The organism is Streptomyces sp. B21-105 (genome assembly GCF_036898465.1).
In the GTDB taxonomy this organism is placed as follows: domain Bacteria; phylum Actinomycetota; class Actinomycetes; order Streptomycetales; family Streptomycetaceae; genus Streptomyces.
On sequence record NZ_JARUMJ010000001.1, the window covers coordinates 6,099,529 to 6,110,897 of the forward strand.

Below are 11,369 nucleotides of genomic sequence, written 5' to 3' on the forward strand. Positions count from 1 at the left end.
CACCAGGACCGGCGAACCACGTGAGCACCTCTTCCTCCACCAGGCGCCTGCCGCCCCACCAGGGGCGACAGGGGAGCCGTGGCGCTTACCGACTGGTGCGTACCCCGCCCGCCCGGACGGATCCCCCTCGTCTGGACGCCGCACAGCGCTCGGTGGTTGATCACGGCCCCGGCCCCCTGCTCGTCCTCGCCGGCCCAGGCACGGGGAAGACCACCACGCTCGTCGAGTCCGTGGCGGCCCGCATCGCCCGCGGCGGCGACCCCGCGCGCATCCTCGTCCTCACGTTCAGCCGCAAGGCGGCAGTCGAACTGCGCGACCGGATGGCGCGGCGCATGGGCGCGGCCCGCGCACCCCAGGCGACCACCTTCCACTCGTACTGCTACGCCCTGGTCCGCGCCCACCAGGACGCCGACCTGTTCGTCGAGCCGCTGCGGCTGCTGTCCGGTCCCGAACAGGACGTGGCCGTCCGCGAACTGCTCGCCGGCCAGCTCGACCTGCAACGACTCGGCCTCGCCCACGTGCGCTGGCCGGACGAACTGCGCGCCTGCCTCACCACCCGCGGCTTCGCCGACGAGGTCCGCGCGGTGCTGGCCCGCAGCCGCGAACTGGGCCTGGACCCCGCGTCCCTGGACGCCTTCGCCCACCGCATCGGCCGCCCCGACTGGCGCGCCGCGGCCGCCTTCCTCGCCGAATACCTCGACGTGCTCGACCTGCACGGGGTGATCGACTACGCCGAACTCGTCCACCGTGCGGTGCTCCTCGCCCACCGCACCGAGGTCGCCGAGCGGCTGGCCGCGAGTTACGACGCCGTGTTCGTCGACGAGTACCAGGACACCGACCCGGCTCAGGTCCGGCTGCTGCACGCCCTGGCCGGCGGCGGCCGTACCCTGGTCGCCTTCGGCGACCCCGACCAGTCGATCTACACCTTCCGGGGCGCCGACGTGAACGGCATCCTGGAGTTCCCGCACGCCTTCCCCCGCCCCGACGGCCGTCCCGCCCCCGTCGACGTGCTGCGCACCTCCCGGCGCTCCGGCGCGGCTCTCCTGGCCGCCACCCGGCTGCTGACGCAACGGATGCCCCTGACCCGACTGCCGGCGGAGAAGGTCCGCGCGCACCGCGACCTGACCGCTGCACGCGACGGCGGCCAGGTCGACGTATACACGTATCCCACGCCCGGCACCGAACTGGACAACATCGCCGACATCCTGCGCCGCGCCCACCTGGAGGACGGCGTGCCCTGGGGGGAGATGGCCGTCCTGGTGCGCGCCGGCTCGCGCACCATCCCGACGGTCCGCCGCGCCCTCACCGCCGCCGGCGTCCCCCTCGACATCGACGGCGACGATCTCCCCCTGCGCCACGAACCCGCGGTGGCGCCCCTCCTGGCGGCCCTGCGGGCGGTGGCCACGGCGGAGGCCTCCGCGGCGGCGCCGGCCGAAGACGCACGCGCCGTCGCGGCGATCGAGGCCGGAACGGTGGGCGATGCGGGGTCGGCGGGCGACGCACGGACGGTGGGCGAGGCCGGTGGGGCCGGGGCACTGGGCGATGCCAGCGGGGTCGGCGGGATCGGGCAGGCAGCCGGCTGGCTCGACATCGAAACCGCCCTCACCCTGCTCACCTCACCCCTCGCCGGCATGGACGCCGCCGATCTGCGCCGCCTCGGCCGGGCCCTGCGCGAGGAGGAGCGGGCCGCGGGCAACCCCCTGCCGCCGCCCTCCGACGCACTGCTCGCGCGCGCCCTGGCCGAGCCGGAGCGCCTCGTCGCCCATGACCCGACGTACGCGCGCGGCGCCCAGCGCCTCGGCGCGCTGCTGGCGACGGCCCGCGCGCGTCTCGCGCGCGGCGGCACGGCCGAGGAAGCGCTGTGGGACCTCTGGGACGGCACGCCCTGGCCCACGCGCCTGGAGCGGGCCGCCCGGCGCGGCGGCGCGGCCGGCCGCAACGCCGACCGCGACCTGGACGCGGTGTGCGCGCTGTTCGCCACCGCCGCGCGCGCGGAGGAACGCACCGGCGGACGGGGCGCCCTGAACTTCCTGGCAGAGATCGAGGCCGAGGACATCGCCGCCGACACCCTCGCCCACCGTGCCGTGCGCCCCGACGCCGTACGCCTGATGACGGCCCACCGCGCCAAGGGCCTGGAATGGAGTCTGGTCGTCGTGGCCGGCGTCCAGGAAGGCCTGTGGCCGGACCTGCGTCGCCGCGGCTCCCTCCTGGAGGCCGACCGCATCGGGCGCGACGGACTCGCCGAGCCGCTCACCCCGGGCGCGCTGCTCGCCGAGGAACGCCGCCTCTTCTACGTCGCCGCCACGCGCGCGCGGGACCGCCTCGTCGTCACCGCCGTCAAAGCGCCCGCCGACGACGGCGACCAGCCCTCCCGTTTCCTCACCGAACTCGGCACCGAACCCAAGGACGTCACGGGCCGCCCCCGCCGCCCCCTGTCGGTCGCCGCGCTGGTCGCCGAACTGCGCGCCACCACGGTCGACCCGCGCGTCTCCGCGCCTCTCAGGGAGGCGGCCGCCCGCCGTCTCGCCAGGCTTGCCGCGCTCGCCGACGAGGAGGGCCGGCCCCTGGTGCCCGCCGCCCATCCGTACCGCTGGTGGGGCATGTTCGAGCCGACCGAGAGCAAGGTGCCACTGCGCGACCGTGAGCAGCCCGTCGTGCTCTCCGGCAGCGCCCTGGACCAGCTCGCCAACACCTGCGCCCTGCAGTGGTTCCTGGGCCGCGAAGTGAAGGCCGACGCCCCCGCCACGGCCGCCCAGGGCTTCGGCAACGTGGTGCACGTCCTCGCCGACGAGGTCGCCTCCGGGCACACCCCGGCCGACCTCGACGTCCTCATGGAGCGCCTCGACTCGGTGTGGAACGCCCTCGCCTTCGACGCCCCGTGGAAGTCCGCCCAGGAGAAGGCGCACGCCCGCGTGGCGCTCGAACGCTTCCTCCAATGGCATGTGACGGACCGCGCGGGCCGCACACCGGTCGCCAGCGAGCACGACTTCGACGTCACGCTGGCGGCGGGCGACTACGAGGTGCGCATCCGCGGCCAGATGGACCGCGTCGAGGCGGACGGCGACGGCCGCGCCTACGTCGTCGACTTCAAGACGGGCAAGCAGACGCCCACCGCGCGCGAGGTCGAACGCCACCCCCAGCTCGCCGTCTACCAGCTCGCGGTCCGCGAGGGAGCCGTCGACGACGCCTTCGACGGGGTGCGCCCCGAACCGGGCGGCGCCGAACTCGTCCAACTGCGCCAGGGCGCCGCGCGGCGGGACGGCGGCGACACGCTGCCCAAGGTGCAGGCGCAGGAGCCGCTCGACGGCGCATGGGTCGGCGAACTCCTCGCCACGGCCGCCGGCAAGGTCCTCGACGAGCGGTTCACCCCCACCGCCGGCCAGCAGTGCACCCACTGCGCGTTCCGCGCCTCGTGCAGCGCCAGGCCCGAAGGGCGCCACGTCGTCGAGTGAGGGGCGGACGGGGGAGCCGAGTGCGGGGCGTACGGTGTGACGGACCGCACCACCCGCGCCGACCTGCACGCATCTCCCCGCGGCGGGTGATGTGTCATCGACTGTCGGTGCCCGCCGCTAGCCTCTCCCCATGCCCGCCCGCATCAGCGATCCCGAGCAGCTCAAGGAGCTCCTCGGGATCCCCTTCACCCCGGAGCAGACGGCCTGCGTCATCGCGCCGCCCGCCCCGCAGGTGATCGTGGCCGGAGCCGGGTCGGGCAAGACCACGGTGATGGCCGCACGCGTGGTGTGGCTGGTCGGCACCGGGCAGGTCGCCCCCGAGCAGGTCCTCGGCCTGACCTTCACCAACAAGGCGGCCGGAGAACTCGCCGAGCGCGTCCGCAAGGCCCTCGTCAGGGCCGGCGTCACCGACCCCGACGTCATCGACCCCGACAACCCGCCGGGCGAGCCGGTCATCTCCACCTACCACGCCTTCGCGGGCCGCCTCCTCGCCGACCACGGCCTGCGCATCGGCCTGGAACCCACCTCCCGCCTGCTCGCCGACGCCACCCGCTACCAGCTCGCCGCGCGCGTGCTGCGCGAGGCCCCCGGCCCCTACCCGTCGCTCACCCGCTCCTTCGCCGACCTGATCAGCGACCTCCTCACGCTCGACGGCGAACTCGCCGAACACCTCGTACGCCCCGAGGACCTGCGCGCGTGGGACGCGGAACTGCTGCACACCCTCGACGGCGCCCGACTCACCAACGCCGACCTGCGCAAGGCCCCCGAGACGGCCGCCGCCCGACGCGAACTGGCCGACCTGGTGCTGCGCTACCGGGCCGCCAAGCGCGAACGCGACCTGCTCGACTTCGGCGACCAGATCGCCCTCGCGGCGCAGCTCGCCCAGGTGCCCGAGGTGGGCCCGCTCCTGCGCGACGAGTTCCGCGTCGTCCTCCTCGACGAGTACCAGGACACCTCCGTCGCCCAGCGCGTGCTCCTCGCCGGACTCTTCGGCGGCGCCGCCGGCCACCCCGTGACCGCCGTCGGCGACCCCTGCCAGGCCATCTACGGCTGGCGCGGCGCCTCCGTCGCCAACCTCGACGACTTCCCCGAGCACTTCGCGCACGCCGACGGCAGCCGGGCGCGACGCCAGTCGCTCAGCGAGAACCGCCGCAGCGGCGGCCGCCTCCTGGACCTCGCCAACGGCCTCGCCGAACCGCTGCGCGCCATGCACGCGGGCGTGGAGGCCCTGCGCCCGGCCCCCGGCGCGGAACGCGACGGCGTGGTCCGCTGCGCCCTGCTGGCCACCCACGCCGAGGAGATGGACTGGATCGCCGACTCCATCGCCCATCTGGTGCGCACCGGCAAGGCGCCCGGTGAGATCGCCGTCCTGTGCCGGACGGCCACCGACTTCGCGCAGATCCAGGGCGCGCTGGTCGCGCGGGACGTCCCCGTCGAGGTCGTCGGCCTGTCCGGTCTGCTGCACCTGCCCGAGGTGGCCGACCTGGTCGCCGTCTGCGAGGTCCTCCAGGACCCCGGCGCCAACGCCTCCCTGGTCCGCCTGCTCACCGGCCCGCGCTGGCGCATCGGCCCGCGCGACCTCGCCCTCCTCGGCCGACGGGCCCGGCGGCTCGTCAGCCACACGCGCGGGGGCGACGACGACCCGGACCGCCGCCTCGCCGAGGCCGTCGAGGGGGTCGACCCGTCCGAGGTGATATCGCTCGCGGACGCCCTCGACACCTTCCTGGAGACGCCGATGTACGGCGGCCACGGCGGGGACGACGACGGGCTGCCGTTCTCCCCGGACGCGCGCGTGCGGTTCGCGCGCCTCGCCGCGGAACTGCGCGACCTGCGCCGCTCCCTCGCCGACCCCCTGATGGACGTCCTGCACCGCGTCCTCGCCGTCACCGGCCTCGAGGTGGAGCTGTCGGCGTCTCCGCATGCCCTCGCCGCCCGGCGCCGGGAGACCCTGTCCAACTTCCTCGACATCGCCGCGTCCTTCGCGTCCGGCGAGAGCGAGGCGAGCCTGCTGGCCTTCCTCGGCTTCCTGCGCACCGCCGCCCAGTACGAGAAAGGCCTCGACAACGCCCTTCCGGGCGGCGAGAACACCGTCAAGGTGCTCACCGCGCACAAGTCCAAGGGTCTCGAGTGGGACGTGGTGGCAGTCCCGGCCTGGTCAGCGGCATCTTCCCCAGCGGACAGGGCCGCGAGAAGTGGACCGCGCAGGCCAGGGTGCTGCCGCACGCCCTGCGTGGCGACGCCGACACGCTCCCCGACCTCGCCTCCTGGGACGCGCGGGGCGTCAAGGCCTTCCACGAAGCCATGAAGGACCACCAGCACACCGAGGAACTCCGCCTCGGCTACGTCACCTTCACCCGACCGCGGTCCCTGCTCCTCGGCTCCGGCCACTGGTGGGGCCCCGCCCAGAAGAAACCCCGCGGCCCGTCCGACTTCCTGCTGACCCTGCACGACCACTGCACGGCCGGACACGGCGAGATCGAGGTCTGGGCCGACCCGCCGGAGGAGGACGAGGAGAACCCCGCCCTGCACCGCACGAGCGTCGACCAGGTCTGGCCGCTCCCGCTGGACGACGCGGCCCTGGCCCGTCGCCGCGCCGCCGCCGAGACCGTCCTCGCCCACCTGGAGGACCTCGAGGACGACGCCTCGCACGAGGACGACCGCCCCCGTGCCGCCCACGACCCGGACGCCCACGACGACCCCGACTGGCCGCCCCCACCGGACGACGACGAGCCGCCCCACGACGGCCACGACGAGCCGCCCCAGGACGAGGACGACCCGTTCGGAGCGGACCCCTTCGACACGGGCTCCTTTGAAGATGACCCCTTCGACGCCGACCCCTTCGACCGAGGCCCCTTCGAGGACGGGTCCGCCGGGGCCGCCCCCCACGAAGCCCGGCCCGCCGAGGGCGACCCCGTAGACGGGCACGAGCGGAGCTCGGCCGATTCCCCCGTCCATCGCCCCGTCCGTCCCGCAGTCCACCCCTCGGTCCCTCATCAAGGGACAGCCCCTGAGGCGTCCGGGCCCCTCAGGCCGCCCAGCGCGCCCGGACCCCGCCCGCGCAGGAACTCCCTCACCCCCGAGGAGGCCCGCACCGTCGACTCCTGGGACCGCGACCTCGACGCCCTCGCCGGGGAACTCCTGCGCGCCCGCCGGACCGTCACGGACGTACCCCTGCCGACGAGCCTGACCGCCTCGCAGGTCCTGCGCCTGGCCGCCGACCCGGACGGTCTCGCGCAGGAACTCGCGCGCCCCATGCCACGCCCCCCGCAACCGGCCGCACGTCGGGGCACCCGGTTCCACGCCTGGGTGGAGGCCCGCTTCGAGGAGTTGACGCTGCCCCTGCTGGAACCGGACGAACTGCCCGGCCACGACGCCGAGATCGACGACGAACACGACCTCGAGGCCCTCAAGGAGGCCTTCGAGCGCACCGAGTACGCCCATCGAACGCCCTACCGGGTCGAGGCCCCCTTCCAGCTCGCCCTCGCCGGCCGTGTCGTCCGCGGCCGCATCGACGCCGTCTACAAAGAAGGCGCCGGCGACTCGGCCACGTACGACATCGTCGACTGGAAGACCCACCGCGCCCATACCGCAGACCCCCTCCAGCTCGCCCTGTACCGGCTCGCCTGGGCCGAGCAGCAGGGAGTGCCCGTGGAATCCGTCACAGCGGCGTTCCTGTACGTGCGCACCGGCGACGTCGTACGACCGGAGGGGCTGCCCGATCGCCCCGCCCTGGAGCGCCTGTTGACCGGGAAAGCCGACGCCGGGGACGGCCGCGACGGACCGGCCGGGCGCATCGGCTCCGCGTCAGGGCCCGGCGAGGACACCGGCGCGGGCCGATAGGCTCGTGGTCATGAGCCATCCCGTTGACAGTGCCGTCAGCGCCGTCCGCACGTACGTCGAGCAGCACCGCGCCGCCTTCCTCGACGACCTCGTCGAATGGCTGCGCATCCCGTCGGTGTCGGCCCAGCCCGACCACGCCTCCGACGTACGGCGCAGTGCGGACTGGCTCGCCACCAAGCTCACCGAGACCGGGTTCCCGACCGCCGAGGTCTGGCGGACGCCGGGCGCGCCGGCCGTCTACGCGGAGTGGCCCTCAGGCGATCCGCAGGCGCCCACCGTCCTGGTCTACGGCCACCACGACGTGCAGCCGGCCGCCCGCGAGGACGGCTGGGACACCGACCCCTTCGAGCCCGTCGTCCGCGGAAACCGCCTCCACGCGCGCGGGGCGGCCGACGACAAGGGACAGGTCTTCTTCCACACCCTCGGCGTCCGCGCCCACCTCGCCGCCACCGGCCGCACCGCGCCGGCCGTCAACCTCAAGCTGCTGATCGAGGGCGAGGAGGAGTCCAGCTCCCCGAACTTCCGGGCCCTCGTGGAAGGGCGGGCCGGGCGGCTCGCCGCGGACGCCGTGATCGTCTCCGACACCGGCATGTGGTCCGAGGACACCCCCACCGTGTGCACCGGAATGCGCGGCCTCGCGGAGTGCGAGATCCGGTTCCTCGGTCCCGACCAGGACATCCACTCCGGCTCCTTCGGCGGCGCGGTGCCCAACCCGGCGGCCGCGATCGCCCGCCTCGTCGCCGCCCTGCACGACGGCCACGCGCGCGTGGCCGTGCCCGGCTTCTACGACGGCGTCGTCGAGCTCACCGACCGCGAGCGCGAGCTTTTCGCCGAGCTTCCCTTCGACGAGGACCAGTGGCTGCGCACCGCCCGGTCGCACGCCGCCCACGGCGAGGCCGGGCACACCACCCTGGAACGGATCTGGGCCCGCCCCACGGCCGAGGTCAACGGCATCGGCGGCGGCTACCAGGGACCCGGCAGCAAGACGATCATCCCGTCCTCGGCGTTCGTGAAACTGTCCTTCCGGCTCGTCGCCGGCCAGGACCCCGACCACGTCGAGAAGGCCGTCCGCGCCTGGGTCGCCGAGCAGGCGCCCGCCGGCATCCGGTACGAGATCGCGTTCAGCCCGGCCACCCGCCCCTGCCTGACCCCGCTGGACCACCCCGCCCTGCAGTCCGTGGTCCGCGCCATGGGCCGGGCCTTCGACGGGCCCGTACGCTTCACCCGTGAGGGAGGCTCGGGACCGGCCGCCGACCTCCAGGAGGTTCTCGGCGCCCCCGTGCTCTTCCTCGGCGTCTCCGTCCCCTCGGACGGCTGGCACGCACCCAACGAGAAGGTCGAGCTGGACCTCCTCCTCAAGGGCGCCGAGACCACCGCACACCTCTGGAGCGACCTCGCCGCGCACTGGCGTCATGCGCCCTGACGACGCCGACCGGCCCGGAGGAGCCACGCGCGCGGTGCACACTGAAGAAGCCGCTCCGCACGCGCGCGGCTCCACGGCCGGTCGCCGTCTCCCGTACATCCCGCTGAACCGCCCGCAGAAACAACCGTTCCACCGGGGGAGTTGGAAGTACCCGTGACACCCGTGACCACCTGGACCGACCAGAACGCCGACCGACCCATCTCGCTCACCGCGCCGAGCGGCGTGGACCGGGCCGCCCACCACCGGCTCGACGAAGCCTGGCTCGCCGCGGCATGGAGCCACCCCACGACCCGGTGCTTCGTCGTCTCCGGAGGCCAGGTCCTCATCGACGAGACCTCCGACGGACGCACCGAACTCGTCATGACCCCGTCCTTCGAGGCCCCCCTCACCGAGGCGCACCGCTACTTCCTCGGAACGGACGACGACGGCGTCAGCTACTTCGCCCTCCAGAAGGACGCGCTGCCCGGCCGCATCGACCAGTCCGCGCGCCCGGCCGGCCTGCGCGAGGCGGGTCTGTTGTTGTCGCCGCGCGACGTGGGCCTGATGGTGCACGCCGTGGGCCTGGAGAACTGGCAGCGCACCCACCGCTTCTGCTCCCGCTGCGGCGAGCGCACGGTGATCGCCGCGGCGGGGCACATCCGCCGCTGCCCCGCCTGCGGCGCCGAGCACTACCCGCGCACCGACCCGGCGGTGATCATGGCCGTCACGGACGAGGAGGACCGCATCCTCCTGGGCCGTCAGGTCCACTGGCCCGAGGGCCGCTTCTCGACCCTCGCCGGTTTCGTCGAGCCCGGCGAGTCCATCGAGCAGTCCGTGCGCCGCGAGGTCTTCGAGGAGGCCGGCGTCACCGTGGGCCAGGTCGAGTACGTCGCCAGCCAGCCCTGGCCCTTCCCGTCCAGTCTCATGCTCGGCTTCATGGCCCGTGCCACGTCGACCGACATCGACGTCGACGGCGACGAGATCCACGAGGCCCGCTGGTTCTCCCGCGACGAGCTCACCGCCGCCTTCGAGTCCGGCGACGTGCTGCCCCCCTACGGCATCTCGATCGCGGCCCGTCTGATCGAGCTCTGGTACGGCAAACCGCTCCCCACCCGCAACCTCGTATGACCACCCCACCACGCCGCAGGGCGGCCGCCCCACCCCGGGACGGCCACCCCTGCGACGCCGGGGAACCGCTCAAGCGCCGATCTCGGCATGGGCGCCCGAGGCAGGCGTACGCGGGTGCGTCCCGAACGAGGAAGGGCAGCGAGGGCCCGCCGCCGGTTGCCGCCGCTCGCACTCGCCGAGGCTTCCATGACCGCAGCTCAGCTCCGTGGTGCGGAGGTCGCGAGCTATGTCAGACCTGCGTGCAACACTGCGGTCCATGGCTCTCGCTGATCTCACTCTCGGCCAATGGCGGTCCTTCGATCTGCCGACCGCACGCCGCGTCGCCGAGGAGGCCGCTGGTTCGGTGGACGGTCGGGTGACTCTCGTCGAGACCACGGAGCACCTCGGTGCCCCGCTGCATCGCGTCCGGATCGAGCGGGACGAGCAGGAATTCGCCCTGATACCCGGAGGGCCGGTGTCCCTCGGATTCGACCTGGACCGCTGGCAACCGACCCCGCAGCAGACGGCCGACTACGCCGAGAGCCTGGACCAGGGATTCGCCTACGGACCCGACCTGCGGGCCCACCTCGCGCAAGTGCTCAGCCCCCGCCGGAGCGTCGTCCTGGCAACTGTGCTCATGGCTGTGGAGGACGAGAACCTGACCGAGGCGCCCGCCGACATGCACGCCGTTCTCGCGGCTCGTGGCCTGCGGATGCCGAGCTCAGACGAGTGGGAGCACGCTTGTGGGGCTGGCACCAAGACCCTGTTCCGGTGGGGGAACGACTGCCCCCTCGACCGCGTCCCGTACGGGGACGCCACCGGCCCGCAGAACCAGTTGAACGCCTTCGGCTTGCACATCGCCTACGACACCTACCGTACGGAGCTGACGAGCGACATCGAGGCGGTCCATGGCGGAGACGGTGGCGAGTCGGTGTGCGGCGGCTACGGTCGCCTGCTCGCATGGCTGCCTCTGGCCACCTCCAACCGCAATCCGTCCATGGTCGAGTTTGTGTACGGTCCGGACGGTGAAGACCTTTGCGAGGACTCCTCCACTCGGCCCGTGCTGACGCTCTGAAGCAGTGGTTCTGCTGTCATGCGCCGGGAACTTCTGCCTGCGACAGCCGTCAAGCCGAGGGCTCGGTCCCGCTGGATTCCTGCGAGGCGTACACAGTCTGGCGCCGGGATCTCCAGGGCGCACAAAGCCCCCGATCAGCGTCAGGCCGATCGGGGGTTGCGTATCGCGGGGGGTCAGGCGCCGAGCGCCTGCTTCACCTGGGCGAGGCTCGGGTTCGTCAGCGTCGACCCGTCGGGGAACAGTACGGTCGGTACCGTCTGGTTTCCGCCATTCGCCTTTTCCACGAACGCCGCGGACTCCGGGTCCTGTTCGATGTTGATCTCGGTGTACGCGATGCCCTCGCGCTCCAGCTGCTTCTTCAGCCGCTGGCAGTAGCCGCACCACGTGGTGCTGTACATCGTCACAGTGCCCAGCATGTCTCTCATGCTCCTTCGGCGGTCGGGGGACGGGCGGTCCTAGAGGCAACGCGGCCGGCGGGGCCGCCATTCCCGGC

The 11,369-nt window shown here is 73.6% G+C and carries 7 protein-coding genes; 6 read left to right on the top strand and 1 reads right to left on the bottom strand.

Features of this window, described 5'->3' with window-relative positions; all coding sequences use genetic code 11:
- The first annotated feature begins 20 nt into the window (after positions 1-20).
- From QA802_RS27690 to QA802_RS27710, 6 genes are all read left to right on the top strand, one after another.
- Positions 21-3,452 carry an ATP-dependent helicase gene (locus QA802_RS27690; RefSeq protein ID WP_334528005.1) on the top strand — a complete coding sequence of 1,144 codons (3,432 nt, stop codon included), beginning with the start codon at positions 21-23 and terminating at the stop codon, positions 3,450-3,452.
- A gap of 130 nt (positions 3,453-3,582) precedes the next feature.
- A complete protein-coding gene (locus QA802_RS41665) occupies positions 3,583-5,757 on the top strand; it encodes an ATP-dependent helicase (RefSeq protein WP_443042183.1) in 2,175 nt (724 codons plus the stop codon).
- The gene (locus QA802_RS41670; RefSeq protein ID WP_443042184.1) at positions 5,664-7,292 is read left to right on the top strand and encodes a PD-(D/E)XK nuclease family protein; all 1,629 of its coding nucleotides are present in this window, start codon (positions 5,664-5,666) and stop codon (positions 7,290-7,292) included. The genes QA802_RS41665 and QA802_RS41670 overlap by 94 nt, the downstream gene beginning before the upstream one ends.
- A 10-nt stretch (positions 7,293-7,302) precedes the next feature.
- Entirely contained in the window at positions 7,303-8,715 is a 1,413-nt protein-coding gene (locus QA802_RS27700; protein WP_334528008.1) for a dipeptidase, read from the top strand.
- Between the two features lie 162 nt (positions 8,716-8,877).
- Positions 8,878-9,822: an NAD(+) diphosphatase gene (nudC, locus tag QA802_RS27705; RefSeq protein WP_334534932.1), complete on the top strand. Its 945-nt coding sequence runs from the start codon at positions 8,878-8,880 to the stop codon at positions 9,820-9,822.
- A 256-nt stretch (positions 9,823-10,078) separates the two neighbouring features.
- Positions 10,079-10,876: a hypothetical protein gene (locus tag QA802_RS27710; RefSeq protein WP_334528011.1), complete on the top strand. Its 798-nt coding sequence runs from the start codon at positions 10,079-10,081 to the stop codon at positions 10,874-10,876.
- 173 nt (positions 10,877-11,049) lie between these two features.
- On the opposite strand, the gene QA802_RS27715 is transcribed toward QA802_RS27710, so the two are convergent.
- Positions 11,050-11,292, bottom strand: coding sequence for a mycoredoxin (locus QA802_RS27715; protein WP_319164902.1), 243 nt, complete (start codon positions 11,290-11,292; stop codon positions 11,050-11,052).
- Positions 11,293-11,369 lie beyond the last annotated feature (77 nt).